The 14,804-nt window shown below is 40.1% G+C and carries 30 protein-coding genes; all 30 read left to right on the forward strand.

Annotated features, from left to right (window positions below):
- Positions 1–6: 6 nt before the first annotated feature.
- Genes rplC through rplQ form a run of 30 tightly spaced genes read left to right on the forward strand, consistent with a single transcriptional unit; the run spans position 7 to position 14,771 of the window.
- Positions 7–639, forward strand: coding sequence for a 50S ribosomal protein L3 (rplC, locus tag TLET_RS02965; protein WP_012002626.1), 633 nt, complete (start codon positions 7–9; stop codon positions 637–639).
- A gap of 23 nt (positions 640–662) precedes the next feature.
- A complete protein-coding gene (rplD, locus tag TLET_RS02970; RefSeq protein WP_012002627.1) occupies positions 663–1,343 on the forward strand; it encodes a 50S ribosomal protein L4 in 681 nt (226 codons plus the stop codon).
- Entirely contained in the window at positions 1,340–1,642 is a 303-nt protein-coding gene (rplW, locus tag TLET_RS02975) for a 50S ribosomal protein L23 (RefSeq protein ID WP_012002628.1), read from the forward strand. Before rplD ends, rplW begins: the two co-directional genes overlap by 4 nt.
- 14 nt (positions 1,643–1,656) lie before the next feature.
- On the forward strand, positions 1,657–2,484 hold the full coding sequence (gene rplB / locus TLET_RS02980) for a 50S ribosomal protein L2 (RefSeq protein ID WP_012002629.1): 828 nt from the start codon (positions 1,657–1,659) through the stop codon (positions 2,482–2,484).
- Positions 2,485–2,500: 16 nt separating this feature from the next.
- Entirely contained in the window at positions 2,501–2,788 is a 288-nt protein-coding gene (rpsS, locus tag TLET_RS02985) for a 30S ribosomal protein S19 (RefSeq protein WP_012002630.1), read from the forward strand.
- Between the two features lie 24 nt (positions 2,789–2,812).
- Positions 2,813–3,232, forward strand: a complete 420-nt coding sequence (rplV, locus tag TLET_RS02990; RefSeq protein WP_012002631.1) for a 50S ribosomal protein L22 — start codon at positions 2,813–2,815, stop codon at positions 3,230–3,232.
- Positions 3,233–3,244: 12 nt separating this feature from the next.
- Positions 3,245–3,874 carry a 30S ribosomal protein S3 gene (rpsC, locus tag TLET_RS02995; protein ID WP_012002632.1) on the forward strand — a complete coding sequence of 210 codons (630 nt, stop codon included), beginning with the start codon at positions 3,245–3,247 and terminating at the stop codon, positions 3,872–3,874.
- Between the two features lie 18 nt (positions 3,875–3,892).
- A complete protein-coding gene (rplP, locus tag TLET_RS03000) occupies positions 3,893–4,321 on the forward strand; it encodes a 50S ribosomal protein L16 (RefSeq protein ID WP_012002633.1) in 429 nt (142 codons plus the stop codon).
- Entirely contained in the window at positions 4,318–4,518 is a 201-nt protein-coding gene (gene rpmC / locus TLET_RS03005; RefSeq protein ID WP_012002634.1) for a 50S ribosomal protein L29, read from the forward strand. Before rplP ends, rpmC begins: the two co-directional genes overlap by 4 nt.
- A 5-nt stretch (positions 4,519–4,523) precedes the next feature.
- The gene (gene rpsQ, locus TLET_RS03010) at positions 4,524–4,811 is read left to right on the forward strand and encodes a 30S ribosomal protein S17 (RefSeq protein ID WP_012002635.1); all 288 of its coding nucleotides are present in this window, start codon (positions 4,524–4,526) and stop codon (positions 4,809–4,811) included.
- Positions 4,808–5,176 carry a 50S ribosomal protein L14 gene (gene rplN / locus TLET_RS03015; protein WP_012002636.1) on the forward strand — a complete coding sequence of 123 codons (369 nt, stop codon included), beginning with the start codon at positions 4,808–4,810 and terminating at the stop codon, positions 5,174–5,176. Before rpsQ ends, rplN begins: the two co-directional genes overlap by 4 nt.
- Before the next feature lie 12 nt (positions 5,177–5,188).
- Positions 5,189–5,506, forward strand: coding sequence for a 50S ribosomal protein L24 (rplX, locus tag TLET_RS03020; RefSeq protein ID WP_012002637.1), 318 nt, complete (start codon positions 5,189–5,191; stop codon positions 5,504–5,506).
- A gap of 14 nt (positions 5,507–5,520) precedes the next feature.
- Positions 5,521–6,072, forward strand: a complete 552-nt coding sequence (rplE, locus tag TLET_RS03025) for a 50S ribosomal protein L5 (protein ID WP_012002638.1) — start codon at positions 5,521–5,523, stop codon at positions 6,070–6,072.
- A gap of 13 nt (positions 6,073–6,085) precedes the next feature.
- Positions 6,086–6,271, forward strand: a complete 186-nt coding sequence (locus TLET_RS03030; protein ID WP_012002639.1) for a type Z 30S ribosomal protein S14 — start codon at positions 6,086–6,088, stop codon at positions 6,269–6,271.
- Between the two features lie 13 nt (positions 6,272–6,284).
- A complete protein-coding gene (rpsH, locus tag TLET_RS03035) occupies positions 6,285–6,689 on the forward strand; it encodes a 30S ribosomal protein S8 (RefSeq protein WP_012002640.1) in 405 nt (134 codons plus the stop codon).
- Between the two features lie 12 nt (positions 6,690–6,701).
- Positions 6,702–7,256 carry a 50S ribosomal protein L6 gene (gene rplF / locus TLET_RS03040; RefSeq protein ID WP_012002641.1) on the forward strand — a complete coding sequence of 185 codons (555 nt, stop codon included), beginning with the start codon at positions 6,702–6,704 and terminating at the stop codon, positions 7,254–7,256.
- Between the two features lie 14 nt (positions 7,257–7,270).
- On the forward strand, positions 7,271–7,639 hold the full coding sequence (rplR, locus tag TLET_RS03045) for a 50S ribosomal protein L18 (RefSeq protein WP_012002642.1): 369 nt from the start codon (positions 7,271–7,273) through the stop codon (positions 7,637–7,639).
- Positions 7,640–7,654: 15 nt separating this feature from the next.
- Complete coding sequence (rpsE, locus tag TLET_RS03050) at positions 7,655–8,191, forward strand: 30S ribosomal protein S5 (RefSeq protein ID WP_012002643.1); 537 nt, start codon at positions 7,655–7,657, stop codon at positions 8,189–8,191.
- A 2-nt stretch (positions 8,192–8,193) separates the two neighbouring features.
- On the forward strand, positions 8,194–8,385 hold the full coding sequence (rpmD, locus tag TLET_RS03055; protein ID WP_012002644.1) for a 50S ribosomal protein L30: 192 nt from the start codon (positions 8,194–8,196) through the stop codon (positions 8,383–8,385).
- Positions 8,386–8,388: 3 nt separating this feature from the next.
- Positions 8,389–8,835, forward strand: coding sequence for a 50S ribosomal protein L15 (gene rplO, locus TLET_RS03060; protein ID WP_012002645.1), 447 nt, complete (start codon positions 8,389–8,391; stop codon positions 8,833–8,835).
- A gap of 1 nt (position 8,836) precedes the next feature.
- Positions 8,837–10,126, forward strand: coding sequence for a preprotein translocase subunit SecY (secY, locus tag TLET_RS03065; RefSeq protein ID WP_012002646.1), 1,290 nt, complete (start codon positions 8,837–8,839; stop codon positions 10,124–10,126).
- Positions 10,123–10,776 carry an adenylate kinase gene (locus tag TLET_RS03070; RefSeq protein WP_012002647.1) on the forward strand — a complete coding sequence of 218 codons (654 nt, stop codon included), beginning with the start codon at positions 10,123–10,125 and terminating at the stop codon, positions 10,774–10,776. The genes secY and TLET_RS03070 overlap by 4 nt, the downstream gene beginning before the upstream one ends.
- Positions 10,773–11,522 carry a type I methionyl aminopeptidase gene (gene map / locus TLET_RS03075; protein WP_012002648.1) on the forward strand — a complete coding sequence of 250 codons (750 nt, stop codon included), beginning with the start codon at positions 10,773–10,775 and terminating at the stop codon, positions 11,520–11,522. Before TLET_RS03070 ends, map begins: the two co-directional genes overlap by 4 nt.
- Positions 11,523–11,533: 11 nt before the next feature.
- A complete protein-coding gene (gene infA / locus TLET_RS03080; protein WP_012002649.1) occupies positions 11,534–11,794 on the forward strand; it encodes a translation initiation factor IF-1 in 261 nt (86 codons plus the stop codon).
- Positions 11,795–11,800: 6 nt separating this feature from the next.
- A complete protein-coding gene (gene rpmJ, locus TLET_RS10780; RefSeq protein WP_012002650.1) occupies positions 11,801–11,917 on the forward strand; it encodes a 50S ribosomal protein L36 in 117 nt (38 codons plus the stop codon).
- A 24-nt stretch (positions 11,918–11,941) separates the two neighbouring features.
- Complete coding sequence (rpsM, locus tag TLET_RS03085; RefSeq protein ID WP_012002651.1) at positions 11,942–12,328, forward strand: 30S ribosomal protein S13; 387 nt, start codon at positions 11,942–11,944, stop codon at positions 12,326–12,328.
- Between the two features lie 18 nt (positions 12,329–12,346).
- Complete coding sequence (rpsK, locus tag TLET_RS03090) at positions 12,347–12,733, forward strand: 30S ribosomal protein S11 (protein ID WP_012002652.1); 387 nt, start codon at positions 12,347–12,349, stop codon at positions 12,731–12,733.
- A gap of 18 nt (positions 12,734–12,751) precedes the next feature.
- Positions 12,752–13,381, forward strand: coding sequence for a 30S ribosomal protein S4 (rpsD, locus tag TLET_RS03095; RefSeq protein WP_012002653.1), 630 nt, complete (start codon positions 12,752–12,754; stop codon positions 13,379–13,381).
- Positions 13,382–13,386: 5 nt separating this feature from the next.
- Positions 13,387–14,385, forward strand: coding sequence for a DNA-directed RNA polymerase subunit alpha (locus tag TLET_RS03100; RefSeq protein WP_012002654.1), 999 nt, complete (start codon positions 13,387–13,389; stop codon positions 14,383–14,385).
- A gap of 5 nt (positions 14,386–14,390) precedes the next feature.
- Entirely contained in the window at positions 14,391–14,771 is a 381-nt protein-coding gene (rplQ, locus tag TLET_RS03105) for a 50S ribosomal protein L17 (RefSeq protein ID WP_012002655.1), read from the forward strand.
- Positions 14,772–14,804: the final 33 nt, after the last annotated feature.

A 14,804-nucleotide genomic window follows, 5' to 3' on the forward strand; every position in this document is an offset into this window, starting at 1 on the left:
GACGCGATGAAAATGATACTTGGTAGAAAAATTGGAATGACCCGATTGTTTATAAACGATGTATCAATTCCTGTAACTGTTGTTCGTGCAGGACCTTGTTATGTCGTTCAGAAGAAAAATCCTCAAATTGATGGTTATTGTGCAATTCAAGTGGGTTTTGAGCATTTGAAAAGAGTTAACAAACCCCTTGAAGGTCATTTTAAGAAAGCACAGGTTAAGCCTTTGAGGTTGCTTAGAGAGATAAGACTTGAAGATGAAAATGAGCTTGATTCATACGAAATTGGTCAGGAAATAAAATTGGATATTTTTCAACCAGGTGAAAAAGTGGATATCACTGGCTGGACCAAAGGTAGGGGATTTTCTGGAGGAATTAAACGATGGGGATTTTCTGGAGGTCCCCGTGCTCATGGTTCAAAATTCCATCGCGAACTGGGATCGCTTGGCCAGCACACCGAGCCTGCAAAAATTTTTAAAGGTAAAAAGATGCCTGGTAGATATGGAAATGAGCGCGTGACAATACATAATCTCGAAGTAATCAAAATTGATCTGGAAAACAATCTATTAGTACTCAAAGGTTCAGTTCCAGGTGCGAGGGGAAGCCTGGTTATTATAAAGAGTCCCAGGAGAACCCGAAAATGAGCCACCTTAAGGAGGAATAAAAGATGGCAGTTGTTGATCTTTATAATATGAAGGGTGAGAAAGTTGGCACTCAGGAATTAAAAGATGACATATTCAATATTGAACCAAATTTTGATGTTATGTGGAGATATGTGGATTATCAGCTTTCTTTGAGAAGGGCAGGTACTGTTTCAACAAAGACACGGTCGGAAGTAAGCGGTGGTGGAAGGAAACCATGGATTCAAAAACATACCGGTAGAGCAAGGCATGGGTCTATAAGATCTCCCATCTGGCGTCATGGTGGGGTAGCCCATGGTCCAAAGCCGAGAGACTGGTCAAAAAAATTGCCAAAGAAAATGAAAAAACTTGCCCTGAAGTCAGCTTTATCACAGAGATTTAAAGAGGGAAACATAATAGTGGTTGATGATATTGGGTTTGACAGTTCAAAAACCAAAAACATGAGACAACTTATTAAGGCTTTCGGATTTGAAGGAAAGAAAATCCTTTTCGTCCTACCGTGGAAAAGGTCAGAATATGAAAATGTGAAACTTTCATGCAAAAATATTCCTGGCTTGAAAGCCATTATAGCTGATAATCCTGGTGCCACTCGAGAAAATGAATCCATAATGAGAATAGATGGCTTAAATGTTTTTGACATATTGAACCATGAAAAGCTTGTGCTAACTCGCGATATGGTTATGAAGATTGAGGAGGTGCTGGGATGAACCAGCAAAAACTCACACATTATGATATATTAATTAAGCCAATCACAACAGAGAAAACGATGTTAGACAGGGAAAAACGAAAGTACGTTTTTGAGGTTAACGTGCTATCAAACAAAGCTCTTGTTAAAAATGCTGTTGAATCTCTTTTCAACGTTAAGGTGGAAAAAGTTAATATTTCCCTGGTTAAACCTAAACCGAAGAGAAGAGGAAGGTTTGAAGGCAAAACAAGAAGATGGAAAAAAGCCGTTGTAACTTTAAAAGAAGGATACACGATAAAAGAGCTTGAAGGCCAACAGTAAGAGAGGTGGAAATCATGGGACTGAGAAAATATAAGCCTGCCACACCCGGGGTACGTTTCATGATTCGAAATGATTTTTCAGGTTTGACCAAAAAAGAACCGGAAAAATCCTTATTAGTACCTTTAAAGAAAACCGGTGGGAGAAATCATTATGGTCGTATAACAGTACGCTTTCGAGGTGGTGGTCATAAAAGGCAGTACCGTTTGATAGATTTTAAGCGCGATAAGATAGGTATACCAGCAAAAGTTTCTGCTATAGAGTATGACCCAAATAGATCAGCAAGAATAGCTTTGCTTGTTTATGCCGATGGAGAAAAGAGATATATTCTGGCACCAAATGGACTTCAAGTTGGGGATACAGTTCTAAGCGGTATCGATGCGGAAATACGTGTTGGCAATGCGTTGCCGCTTGAAAACATTCCACTTGGAACACTTTTGCACAATGTTGAGATAAGACCTGGATCTGGTGGGAAGATAGCAAGATCTGCAGGAGTTTCCTGCCAGCTTATGGCTAAGGAAGGAAATTATGCGTTACTTAGAATGCCTTCTGGCGAACTGAGAAAAGTGCACATAAAATGTTACGCAACGATTGGTGTTGTTGGTAATGAAGATCATAAAAATGAAGTCTTTGGAAAAGCTGGAAGAACTCGCTGGATAGGAAGAAAGCCTCATGTTAGAGGAATGGTCATGAATCCTGTGGATCACCCGATGGGTGGTGGCGAAGGAAGAGGTAAAGGTCAGCATCCAGTTACGCCTTGGGGTATGCCAACCAAAGGTTATAAAACCAGACGTGGTCGTAGAGCTTCTGATAAATTCATAGTTCGCAGACGCAATCAAGTCTAAGGAGGTGTAGTAAGAAATGGCACGTTCTCGTAAAAAAGGTCCGTATGTCGACCCTAAGTTATTGAAAAAAATCAGGATGCTTAACGAGAGTGGGGAAAAGAAAATTGTTAAGACGTGGAGCAGAGCATCAACCATTGTTCCTGAAATGGTTGGACACACTATAGCAGTCCACAACGGTTTAAAACATATACCAGTTTACATAACTGAGAATATGGTTGGTCATAGACTTGGAGAATTTGCACCAACAAGGAGATTTGGTGGCCACGCTGACAAGAAAGCAGCAACTAAAGGACAGGTAAGATGATATCGAAGGGAGGAAATGGAGTCGATGGTGAGTGAAAACGAAAAAACCAGAAGGCCCAAAAGATCTATTCAACACCGACAGAATAAAGATGAAAATAATATAGAAATAAAAGCTGTCGCTAAATTTCTCAGAGCGTCACCGAGGAAAGTCAGGTCAGTTGCCAATACAATCCGTGGCAAATCAGTTTCAGAGGCTTTCCAGGTGCTTGAAATGTCGCCTAAGAAGGCTGCAAGGCTTATTGAGAAAGTTTTACGATCAGCTGTTGCAAATGCCGAAAATAATGCAAATTTGAGCAGTGATAGTTTATATATTTCTCGCTGCTTTGTTGATGATGGTCCAAGATACAAAAGAATATGGCCTCGTGGTAGGGGCAGAGCTGATATAATTCAAAGGCGTATGTGCCATGTTACTGTTGCTGTAAAGAGTATAGAAGCGAAATCTTAGTGAGGTGATACGGTGGGTCAGAAAGTACATCCCAGAGGATTTAGGTTAGGAGTTAGCGCCGATTGGCAAACGAGATGGTTCAATGAGAAGAATTACGCAACGTGGCTTAAGGAAGATGAGGAGATAAGAAAAGTTGTAAAAAATGCCTACAGTCAGGCCGGCATAAGTGAAGTGTTCATAGAACGACCAGACAACGAAAGTGTTACGATAACAATCAAAACAGCTCGCCCCGGCGTAATAATAGGAAAGAAAGGTGCTGAAATAGGTAAGCTTAGAGAAGATCTTGAAAAAGAGCTTAACAGGCGTGTTATTGTAAATGTAGAAGAAATAAAAACGCCCGAGACTGATGCACAACTCGTTGCTGAAAATATTGCCGGTAGAATTGAAAAAAGAGCTTCTTATAAAAGAGCGATGAAACGAGCTTTGTCCGATGCCCTTAGAAAAGGGGCCACTGGTGTCAAAGTCATGGTTTCCGGTAGACTTGCCGGTGCAGAAATTGCAAGACGCGAATGGTATCTGAGAGGCAGGTTACCTCTTCAAACAGTTAGAGCAGTTGTAGATTATGGTACGGCTACTGCCAAGACTAAGTATGGGACTATTGGAATAAAGGTCTGGATATATAAAGGAGATGCAGAGGTTTAGTAAGAGGAGGGCTTTAAGATGTTGATGCCTAAGAGGGTAAAATACAGAAAGCAGCAGCGCGGTAGAATGCGCGGAGAAGCAAAAGGTGGAACCACCGTTGATTTTGGTGAATGGGGTCTGAAGGCTCTGGCACCAGCCTGGATAACTGCGCAACAAATAGAGGCAGGGCGTATAGCTATAATGAGGGTTATGAAAAGAAGTGGAAAGCTATGGATAAGAGTTTTTCCAGATAAGCCCTACACGAAAAAGCCTGCTGAGAGTAGACAGGGTAAAGGGAAAGGAAACGTTGAAGGTTGGGTTAGTGTGGTAAAACCGGGAAAGATTATTTTCGAGATAGCCGGTGTTGATGAAAATACGGCGAAAGAAGCTTTAAAATATGCAGCGAGTAAATTTCCTATCCCAACAAAAATAGTCTCAAGATCAAATATCGGAGGTGAGGCTGTATGAAGGCAGCCGAAATCCGAAACTATTCGGACGAAGAACTGAAAAAATTGCTGTTGGAAAAGAAAAAACAGCTCATGGATATGAGATTTCAACACGCTATGGGTCAACTTAGAAACACTGCACAAATCAAAGAAGTGAGAAGAGATATAGCAAGAATCAGAACAATTCTTCGAGAAAGAGAACTCGGTATAAGGAGGTAAGTCCGATGTCTAAAAAGAGGCTAACAGGTGTTGTCGTGAGTAATAAAATGGACAAAACGGTGGTTGTTGAAGTAACAAGAAAACTGGAACATCCTGTGTACAAAAAGTACATTCAAAGATCCAAAAAATATTATGCACATGATGAAAAAAATGAATGCAAAGCTGGCGATACCGTTCTTATAGAAGAGACAAGACCACTCAGCAAAATGAAAAGATGGCGCGTTGTTGAAGTTCTTAAAAGAGAAGTCATAGCAGAGGAAACACTCAATACCAAGGAGAGTGAAGAGGTATGATTCAAAATGAAAGTTACCTCAATGTTGCAGATAACTCCGGGGCTAAGAAACTACGAGTTATAAGAGTGATGGGAGGCTTTCACAAAAAGTATGGGACTGTGGGAGATATAGTTGTTTGCTCTGTCAGAGATGTTGTTCCGAATACAGGTATCAAGAAAGGGGAAGTAGTCAAAGCTGTGATTGTGAGGACGAAGAAACCCGTCAGAAGACCTGATGGTACGTATATAAGATTTGATGATAACGCAGCTGTATTGATCGATAAATTCAACGAACCTCGGGGAACGCGTGTTTTTGGTCCTGTCGCACGAGAGATAAGAGAAAAAGGATATATGAAGATAATATCTCTTGCTCCGGAAGTATTATGAGAGGTGAGTAATGTGAGAGTAAAAAAGGATGATCTTGTAGAAGTTATCTCTGGAAAAGATAAAGGAAAAAGAGGAAAAGTTTTGAAGGTTCTACCGAGAGAAAATAAAGTAGTTATACAGGGGGTCAATATAGTTAAGCGACATCAAAGACCTATTCCGCAGCTTAGAGAGGGAGGAATAATTGAAAGAGAGGCGCCAATATATGCATCCAAAGTTATGCTTGTATGTCCGAATTGTGATAAGCCTACAAGAGTTGGCATGCGATTTCTTGACGATGGTGCTAAAGTGAGATTTTGTAAGAAATGTGGTGAGATTGTAGACAAGGCGTGAGGAGGAATAAAAGTATGGTTACTCAGTACATTCCGCTTAAAGAAAAATATGAAAAGGAAGTTGTACCAAAGCTGATGAAAGAGTTTAATTACAGAAATATAAACCAGGTTCCGCGAATTGAAAAAATTGTCATAAATATGGGTATAGGCGAAGGATCAAGAAACGCTGATCTACTTAACAAACACCTTAAAGAGCTTGCAGCTATAACTGGACAGAAGCCAGTGATTACAAAAGCTAAGAAAAGTATTTCCAATTTCAAGATCAGGAAAGGTATGAATGTAGGCTTAAAAGTCACATTGCGAGGCTTGAGAATGTGGAATTTTCTGTACAAAATTGCAAATATAGTTTTGCCAAAAGTGAGGGACTTTAGAGGACTTAATCCGAATTCTTTTGATGGGCATGGAAATTATAGCTTTGGACTTACCGAGCAATTTGTTTTTCCAGAAATAACCCCTGATCAATCACCAAAAACCCAGGGCATGGATATAGTGATTGTTACCACCGCAAAAACAGATGCTGAAGCTTTCAAGTTACTTGAATTTCTTGGATTTCCCTTTAAGCGCTGAGAGGAGGTAAACAATGCCGAGAAAAGGAATAATAGAAAGATGGAAGAGGCCAAAAAAGTTTAAAGTTCGCGAATACACTAGATGTTCCGTGTGTGGAAGACCAAAAGCTGTTTATAGAGAATTCGGCTTGTGCAGAGTTTGCTTCAGGAAAATGGCACTTGAAGGCAAACTCCCTGGTGTCAAAAAGGCAAGCTGGTAAGGGAGGGAAAATCATGTGGAGTGACCCGATAGCCGATATGCTCACGAGAATAAGGAACGCTAATGTGGTTTTTAAAGAATACGTAGATGTTCCTGCCTCAAACATTAAAAAGGCGATCTGTGAAATATTGAAAAAGGAAGGATTCATACATGATTATAAGTATATAGAGGATGGTAAACAGGGAATTTTGAGAATACACATGAAATACAAGGGCCAGAGAAGAGATAGAGAAAGAGTTATCAAGGGAATCGTAAGAGTTTCGAAGCCTGGAAGGCGCCTGTACGTCTCAAAAGATGAGATACCCAAGGTGAAAAACGGTATAGGTGTCGCAATACTCACTACCTCTAAGGGCGTAGTGACTGATAAAGAAGCTCGTGTCCTTGGAGTTGGAGGCGAAGTCATAGCATATATATGGTGAGGAGGTGAAGAAATGTCTAAACTTGGAAAAAAACCGATCTTGATACCTTCGGGAGTTCAAATTAATATAGAAGGGGACATGATCAGCGTTAAGGGACCAAAGGGGACTTTATCGCAACGCTTATCTCCTTATATTAAAGTAGCTATTGAAGAAAATAAACTCTGGGTTCAACAAAACGAGGAATCTATAGTTCGCAGGTCCCAGAGAAAAATGCTGAGAACATTTCAGGGTACTTACTGGTCTTTGATTAAAAATATGATAACCGGCGTGACTGAGGGATTTGAGAAGCAACTGGAAATAGTCGGGGTTGGTTACAGGGCTCAACTTCAGGGTAATAAAGTTTCTTTGCAATTGGGATACACTCACCCTATTGTTCTTGAGCCACCAGTAGGCGTGTCTGTCGAAGTTCCTGCACCGAATGTCGTTGTTGTTAAAGGAATTGACAAACAAAAAGTTGGTCAGTTTGCTGCAGAAGTTAGGTCCTGGAGAAAAGTCAATGTTTACAGCGGTAAAGGTGTGAAATACAGAAACGAAGTAGTGAAATTGAAGGAAGGTAAGAAAGCTTAAGGGAGGCATGTGACGTGATAAAAAAAGAAGATAGAAAATTCAAAAGGATAAAAAGGCATCTGCGAATCAGAAAAAAAGTCTTTGGGACTTCTGAAAGACCAAGACTTTCTGTATTCAGAAGCGAGAAACATATATATGCTCAGATAATTGATGATACAAAAGGACACACTCTTGTTTCGGCTTCGACCCTTGATCCTGATCTGAGGGCAAGAATAGCAAAAACATACAACAAAGAGGCTGCTAAAGAAGTAGGAAAACTTGTCGCCCAAAAAGCTTTGAGCAAAGGAATATCACAGGTTGTTTTTGACCGCGGTGGCTTTAAATTCCACGGCAGGATCAGGGAACTCGCTGATGCAGCGAGAGAAGCTGGTTTGAAGTTCTGAGGAGGTGCTGAAAAAATGGATGAGATACTCGAGGAAGAATTGGAAAAAAAGGAATCTGAGGAATTTGAGGAACGTATAGTTGAAATCAGAAGAACAGCAAAGGTTACTAAAGGAGGAAAAACTTTAAGTTTCAGAGTGCTTGCTGTTGTTGGAAATAGAAAGGGAAAAGTTGGAGTTGGCGTAGGTAAAGCAAGAGAAGTACCGGAGGCTATAAGAAAAGCTATAGCGGCTGCTCGTGCTTCAGTTGTTGAGATTCCTCTTTACAAAACAACTATCCCGCACGAGGTTTTTGGAAGACAAGATGCGTCAAAAGTGCTTTTAAGACCTGCTGCACCAGGCACGGGAATTATTGCTGGAAGTACAGTCAGGGCTGTTGTTGAGCTTGCTGGCGTTCAGAATGTGTTAACTAAATGCCTTGGATCAACTGCGTCGGTGAATTTAGCTCTTGCAACTCTTAACGGATTGAAAGACCTTGTTTCTCCTGAAAAAGCAGCCAAGTTGAGAGATATAACTCCTGCTCAGGTTTTATATGGAGCCAGGAAGGAGGCTTAAATATGGCAAAAATTAAGATAGAGCTTGTCAAAAGCCCAATAGGTTATAAATATGATCAGCGTGATACGCTTAAAGCTCTTGGCCTGAGAAAGGTTCATGATGTTGTGATACAACCGGATATACCTCAGATAAGAGGGATGATTAACAAAGTAAGGCACCTTGTTTTAGTAAAAGCACTTGAGGAGGAGGAATGAACCATGACAAAACTTGAGGATCTCAGACCAACTCCAGGCTCTGTTAAACCCCGAAAAAGAGTTGGCAGAGGTATTGGATCTGGCCATGGTAAGACCAGTGGCAGAGGTCATAAGGGGCAGAAATCTCGCGGCTCCGGTAAGGTCCACATGTGGCTTGAGGGAGGTCAAACTCCTCTTCACAGAAGACTTCCAAAAGTTGGATTTAAAAGCTTTACGCACAAAAACTATGCAATAGTAAATATAAGGTTACTCGAGGAAAAATTCAGTGCTAACGATGAGATTACTCCAGAATTATTACTTGAAAAGGGATTCATAAAAAAGATCAAAGATGGTGTAAAAATACTTGGTTCAGGAGAGCTGACAAAGCCATTAATAGTTAAAGCACATGCCTTCAGCAATAGCGCAAAAAAAGCTATAGAGATGGTTGGTGGCAAGGTAGAGGTGATATAGCGTGTGGAAAGCGCTTCAAAACGCCTTTAAAATACCGGAGTTGCGAAATAGAATTTTGTTTACGGTTGCCACGTTGATTGTTTTTAGACTGGGTATATATATACCAATACCTGGTATAAATATCCAAGCGTGGGGAGAAGCATTTAAGAGATTTGGTGAATCAGCGGCAGGTGGGATACTGAGCTTTTACGATGTATTTACAGGGGGTGCCCTGGAGAATTTCTCTATTTTTGCAATGAGTGTGACGCCATATATAAATGCCTCGATTGTTTTGCAGCTTCTTTCATCTGTTATTCCCAAACTCAGAGATCTTTTGAGGGAGGGAGAAGAAGGCAGAAAAAAGTTTGCTCAATATACACGAAATTTAACGGTGATTCTGGGTGCATTTCAATCTTTTATAGTTTCTTTCAGTCTTGTCAGGCAGAATCCAGATATAGTTTCATATGGTCTCAATCCATTTGCTTTTACCATGATTTCGACTATTTCAATGCTTGCAGGGACCATGTTTTTGCTGTGGTTGGGGGATAGAATAACTGAACGCGGTATTGGAAATGGTATTTCAATATTGATCTTTGCTGGTATTGTAGCCAGATATCCAAATTACTTTGGTCGTATATTGCTTGGAAGATTGAATATTTTTGGCTGGATCTTCTTGATAGTTGTTTCTTTGGTAACGATAGCGGGTATTGTATACGTGCAGCAGGCAGAAAGGCGCATAAATATTCAGTACGCCAGTCGGGTTACAGGAAGAAGAATTTACGGAGGAGCCTCAACATATATACCTGTGAAGGTTAATCAGGGTGGCGTTATCCCAATAATCTTTGCAAGTGCTATAATTATGATACCCGCCGCAATTGCGCAAATGGCTGGTTGGGAGACATTGAGACGTATTCTTGGTCCAGGAAGTCTTCTTTATGTGGTGATCTATGGTTTATTGGTTTTCTTCTTCACTTATTTTTACAGCGTAGTTGTTTTTGATCCGCACGATGTTTCGGAAAATGTCAGGAAATACGGTGGATTCATACCTGGCATAAGACCCGGTAAATCCACGGAGGAGTATATTCAGAGAATAATTAACAGGGTTACTTTTATGGGAGCGTTGTTTTTAGTGCTGATAGCACTTTTACCCCATTTGGTTCAGGCTGTAACCAATGTAGATATCATAGTGGGTGGAACGTCCACTTTGATAGCCGTTGGTGTTGCATTAGATGTGGTTCAGCAAATGGAAGCTCATTTGATCATGAGACATTATGAGGGATTCATAAAGAAAGGCAGGATTAAGGGAAGATGAAAATAGTTTTGCTTGGTGCCCCCGGTGCGGGGAAAGGTACTCTTGCAAAAGATTTATCGATTATGTTTAGTGTGCCTCATATCTCTACCGGAGATATGTTTAGAGAAGCAGTGGCTGCTGGCACGGAGTTAGGCGTAAAAGTACAGAATATTCTCAGTTCAGGTGCTCTTGTACCTGATGAAATTGTGAACCAAGTAGTTGAGGAAAGATTGAGAAAGCAGGATTGTGAAAAGGGATTCATATTTGATGGTTATCCCAGAACAATTGCACAGGCTATCGCTTTGGATGAAATTTTACAAAAGATGTCAAAAAAATTGGATTTGGCAATCTATCTTGAAGCGAGTGAAGAAACAGTTGTAAAAAGATTGACCAGTAGGAGAATCTGCCCAAAATGTGGCAAGATTTACAATTTAATTTCAATGCCACCAGTGAGTGATCAAATTTGTGACGATTGTGGAGAACAGCTTGTAATTCGTGAGGATGATAAAGAAGAAGTGGTGAGAAAACGCTACAGACTTTATCTCGAGACGACTGCACCGCTTGTAGAGTATTATAGCGGCAGAGATATTCTCGTATCAGTTAATTCTGAGAGAGATCACAGAAAATTGGTTGAAGATGTCTCGAGATTGTTGAAAAAGGTGATATCTTGATCAGGTTAAAATCCTCCTTGGAGTTAGAGTACATGAAAAAAGCATGTCAAGCTGTGGGAATAGTTTTAAAGGAGCTTGGAAAAATCATTAAAGAAGGAGTAACAGCTAAGAATGTCGAAGAATATGTTCTTAAAAGATTTGATGAACTTGGGGTGAAACCAGCTTTCAAAGGATACAGAGGTTATCAATATGCAACCTGCGTTTCTGTGAATGAAGAAGTACTTCATGGATCTCCCCTTGAAAGAAAGGTTTTCAAGCAAGGTGATCTTGTTTCGATTGATTTAGGAGCAATATATGAAGGTTATTATGGAGATGGCGCTATTACATATTGTGTTGGTTTCGCAGATAATGTGGCTCAAAAATTGCTATGCGTAGGAAAAGAAGCTTTAGAGAAAGCTATAGGGATTGTTCGAAATGGTGTAAGAGTCGGTGATATATCTTATGCTATTCAATCATATGTTGAAGCAAATGGTTTTAATGTTATTCGGGACTATGTAGGACATGGTATAGGAAGAAATCTCCACGAAGAACCTGAAATACCAAATTATGGAAAACCCGGTACAGGTGCTTTAATCATGGATAAGATGACAATTGCAATCGAGGTCATGGTTTGTGAAGGTGATTGGCAGGTTTCTGTATTGAATGATGGATGGACTGTCGTAATGGTTGATGGAAAAAGAAGCGTTCATTTTGAGCATACGGTACTTGTTACTAAGGATGGGGCAGAGGTTCTAACGAAGTTTTAAGAGGTGGTGAAATGCCGAAGGATGATGTGATTAAAATGGAAGGAACCATCACAGAAGCTAGAAGAAACGCGACATTCCTTGTTGAACTGGATAATGGTCACAAAATCTTGGCTCAGATTTCTGGGAGGATGAGAAAAAATTTCATCAGACTTTTTCCAGGAGATAGAGTTGTTGTAGAGTTGTCGATATATGATTTAACGAAAGGCCGGATAGTTTACAGAAAAAAATTAGATAGAAAAGGATCTGATGAAGGCACTGGTGAAAGGAGCTGATTTATAATGAAAGTCAGGTCTTCTGTGAAAAAAAGATGCGAACACTGTCAGGTAATTAAAAGACATGGGCGAGTATTAATAATCTGTAAAGCAAATCCAAAACATAACCAGAAACAGGGTTGACTTCATGTTTAAGGAGGGAAATAGATGGCGCGTATAGTAGGTGTTGAGCTGCCCGGCAATAAGAAATGCTTTGTTGCGCTAACTTATTTATATGGAGTAGGAAGAACACGAGCTTTTGAAATATTGAAAAATACGGGCATAAATCCAGACAAGAGAGTAAAAGATTTAACAGATGAGGAAGTTAGTAAAATTACCAAATTTATTCAGGATCATTACAAAGTTGAGGGAGAGCTCAGAACAGATATTAACAGAAATATAAAAAGATTAATAGATATCGGCTGTTATCGTGGTTTCAGACACAAACTTGGGTTGCCTGTTAGAGGCCAGAGAACGAGATCAAATGCAAGGACACGTAAAGGTCCAAGACCAAGTAGAATAAAAACTAAAAAGAAAAAAGAGCAGACAGTCTAAAGTCAGGGAGGTGCTAAGATGGCAAGAAGATCAGAAGGAAAGAAAAAGAGAAAAATTCTAACAGATCGTGGAGTTGTTCATATAAAATCTACTTTCAACAACACTGTTATAACTCTCTCGGATGCAGATGGGGCAACGATTTTATGGTCCAGTGGAGGTACGGCGGGATTCGAGGGAACCAGAAAAGGAACACCATATGCTGCTCAGCTTGCAGCAGATAAGATCGCAAAAGAAGCTTTAAGGCTTGGTATAAAAAGAGTTGATGTACTTGTAAAAGGACCTGGACCGGGTAGAGAAGCTGCAATCAGGACACTTCAGGCAGCTGGTTTAGAGGTAGATAGCATCAAAGATGTTACGCCTATACCATTCAATGGATGCCGGCCGAAAAAGAAACGCAGGGTATAGTATAAAGGAGGGAATTGAATGGCAAGATATACTGGACCTATATGCAGACTCTGTCGCAGAGAAGGAATGAAGCTTTACTTAAAGGGAGAACGTTGTTTTACTGAGCACTGTGCGTTTGACAAAAGACCATATGCGCCTGGCGATCATGGACGGCAACGCGGTAAACTCTCCCAGTATGGCACACAATTACGCGCCAAGCAAGTAATGAGAGTTATATACGGCATTCCCGAAAGACAATTCGAGCACTATTTTGAAAAAGCCCTGGGAATGTCTGGCGATACACGAGAAAATCTTGTCAGATTGGTAGAATCCCGTGTTGACAACATAGTCTACAGATTAGGATTTGCTATCAGCAGAAGGCAAGCAAGACAACTTGTAACTCATGGACATTTTTCTGTAAATGGTGTGAAGATAGATATACCTTCTTACAAACTCAGGCCAGGTGATATCGTTGAAGTAAGAGAAAAGAGCAGATCACTGGCTGCCATTAAGCATGCTGTAGAAAGCTCGAAAGATAGGACTCAGGTGCCTTGGGTAGAGGTTGATTTTGATTCTTATAGGGGAACTTTTCTACGTCTTCCAAACTTAGAAGAAGTCACAGATCTACCAGTTGATGTCCAGGCAATCGTTGAATTCTACTCGAGGTGATGAGTGTGATAGAATATGTTATACCAAAAAAGTTGAAAATTGAGGAAGAACGTTCTGAAACTGAATATTATTATGCAAGATATGTTCTTTCCCCGATGGAAAAAGGTTATGGTACAACTATTGGGAATGCATTGCGAAGGGTTCTTCTTTCTTCAATACCTTCTGTTGCGATTGTAGGAATCAGATTTATAAAACCTGAGAAATACCATGAGTTTGATACTTTACCTGGAGTCAAGGAAGATATTCTTGAGATTATACTCAATCTCAAGAGAATTCAGCTTAGGGCAGATGTCCCTGTACGTGAAAGGGTCAAGATGACTGTGGAAAAAAGGGGACCAGGTAACCTGACTGCTGCAGATATAAAGGTCCCTGCTGGTTTTGAGATAGCAAATCCTTCGCTAAAAATAGCTACCCTGGATGAGGAAGCTGATTTATTTTTTGAGCTGTATGCCCAGGCTGGAAAAGGGTTTGTCCCTGCCCAGGAGATGGATGATCATCCTGAAATAGGATGGATACCGATTGATGGTGTTTTTTCGCCTGTTATGAAAGTAAATTTCAGAGTTGAGAGTGCAAGAGTTGAGAAACGAACAGATTATGACAAAATGATACTTGAGATATGGACCAAAAAGACGATATTTCCCAACGAAGCTTTGAAAAGAGCTGTCGATATATTGATGAACCATCTGCAAATCATAACAGATAGTTTGCCAGAAGGTATGCCTCCTCTAACAACTGAGTTTGTTCCAATTTCCCAGGAAGAAGTGAAAGTAGAGCAAACAGTCAGTGAAGAAGAGGCTGTTTATTCGAAAAAGATAGACGAACTTGAACTCACTATCAGATCTTTGAATTGCCTCAGGAGAGATAAAATTGAAACTATAGGAGATCTACTGAAAAGAACTGAAGAGGATTTGTTGAAAATAAAGAACTTTGGTCCGAAATCTCTTGACGAAGTTAAGCAGAAACTTCTTGAAAAATTTGGCCTCAGTCTCAAAAAAGGAGGATGATTTGGATGAGGCACAGAATGCTGAGAAACAAAATAGGTTCTTATGGCAGCCACAGTCGTATGCTGTTGAGAAATCAAATGAGAGAACTGGTCGAACACAAAAGTATTGTTACAACTGTTACTAAAGCAAAAGTTGTTCAGAGAATGTTTGATAAACTAATGACTAAAGCGGTTAAAGCAGCGAAAACGTCTAATAAAAGCGAAAGTGTGGCTTTGAGAAGGCAGATAAATTATTATCTTTTGAGCAGAAGATTAACCAATAAACTTGTTGATGAAATAGCTAAATCTACAAAAAAGACAAGCGGCTTCACAAGAATTGTAAAAATGGGTATGAGACGTGGAGATGCAGCAGAAATGGCTTTGCTTCAAATTATAGAAAGTGATTGAAATCATCCCCTCGCAAGAGGGGTCTCTTTTTTG

The sequence above is a fragment of the Pseudothermotoga lettingae TMO genome (assembly GCF_000017865.1).
Classification (GTDB): domain Bacteria; phylum Thermotogota; class Thermotogae; order Thermotogales; family DSM-5069; genus Pseudothermotoga_B; species Pseudothermotoga_B elfii.

Bases quoted from the DNA above. Each gene is read 5' to 3' on its own strand.
- rplD (WP_012002627.1), top strand. From the start codon at position 663: ATGGCAGTTGTTGATCTTTATAATATGAAGGGTGAGAAAGTTGGCACT.
- rpsS (WP_012002630.1), top strand. From the start codon at position 2,501: ATGGCACGTTCTCGTAAAAAAGGTCCGTATGTCGACCCTAAGTTATTG.
- rpmD (WP_012002644.1), top strand. From the start codon at position 8,194: ATGGCAAAAATTAAGATAGAGCTTGTCAAAAGCCCAATAGGTTATAAA.
- rplB (WP_012002629.1), top strand. From the start codon at position 1,657: ATGGGACTGAGAAAATATAAGCCTGCCACACCCGGGGTACGTTTCATG.
- rpmJ (WP_012002650.1), top strand. From the start codon at position 11,801: ATGAAAGTCAGGTCTTCTGTGAAAAAAAGATGCGAACACTGTCAGGTA.
- rpsH (WP_012002640.1), top strand. From the start codon at position 6,285: ATGTGGAGTGACCCGATAGCCGATATGCTCACGAGAATAAGGAACGCT.
- rplN (WP_012002636.1), top strand. From the start codon at position 4,808: ATGATTCAAAATGAAAGTTACCTCAATGTTGCAGATAACTCCGGGGCT.
- TLET_RS03030 (WP_012002639.1), top strand. From the start codon at position 6,086: ATGCCGAGAAAAGGAATAATAGAAAGATGGAAGAGGCCAAAAAAGTTT.
- rplQ (WP_012002655.1), top strand. From the start codon at position 14,391: ATGAGGCACAGAATGCTGAGAAACAAAATAGGTTCTTATGGCAGCCAC.
- rplP (WP_012002633.1), top strand. From the start codon at position 3,893: ATGTTGATGCCTAAGAGGGTAAAATACAGAAAGCAGCAGCGCGGTAGA.
- rplF (WP_012002641.1), top strand. From the start codon at position 6,702: ATGTCTAAACTTGGAAAAAAACCGATCTTGATACCTTCGGGAGTTCAA.
- rpsD (WP_012002653.1), top strand. From the start codon at position 12,752: ATGGCAAGATATACTGGACCTATATGCAGACTCTGTCGCAGAGAAGGA.
- rplE (WP_012002638.1), top strand. From the start codon at position 5,521: ATGGTTACTCAGTACATTCCGCTTAAAGAAAAATATGAAAAGGAAGTT.
- rpsK (WP_012002652.1), top strand. From the start codon at position 12,347: ATGGCAAGAAGATCAGAAGGAAAGAAAAAGAGAAAAATTCTAACAGAT.
- rplC (WP_012002626.1), top strand. From the start codon at position 7: ATGAAAATGATACTTGGTAGAAAAATTGGAATGACCCGATTGTTTATA.
- rplO (WP_012002645.1), top strand. From the start codon at position 8,389: ATGACAAAACTTGAGGATCTCAGACCAACTCCAGGCTCTGTTAAACCC.
- infA (WP_012002649.1), top strand. From the start codon at position 11,534: ATGCCGAAGGATGATGTGATTAAAATGGAAGGAACCATCACAGAAGCT.
- TLET_RS03070 (WP_012002647.1), top strand. From the start codon at position 10,123: ATGAAAATAGTTTTGCTTGGTGCCCCCGGTGCGGGGAAAGGTACTCTT.
- rpsM (WP_012002651.1), top strand. From the start codon at position 11,942: ATGGCGCGTATAGTAGGTGTTGAGCTGCCCGGCAATAAGAAATGCTTT.
- rplW (WP_012002628.1), top strand. From the start codon at position 1,340: ATGAACCAGCAAAAACTCACACATTATGATATATTAATTAAGCCAATC.
- rpsQ (WP_012002635.1), top strand. From the start codon at position 4,524: ATGTCTAAAAAGAGGCTAACAGGTGTTGTCGTGAGTAATAAAATGGAC.
- rpsE (WP_012002643.1), top strand. From the start codon at position 7,655: ATGGATGAGATACTCGAGGAAGAATTGGAAAAAAAGGAATCTGAGGAA.
- rplV (WP_012002631.1), top strand. From the start codon at position 2,813: ATGGTGAGTGAAAACGAAAAAACCAGAAGGCCCAAAAGATCTATTCAA.
- rpmC (WP_012002634.1), top strand. From the start codon at position 4,318: ATGAAGGCAGCCGAAATCCGAAACTATTCGGACGAAGAACTGAAAAAA.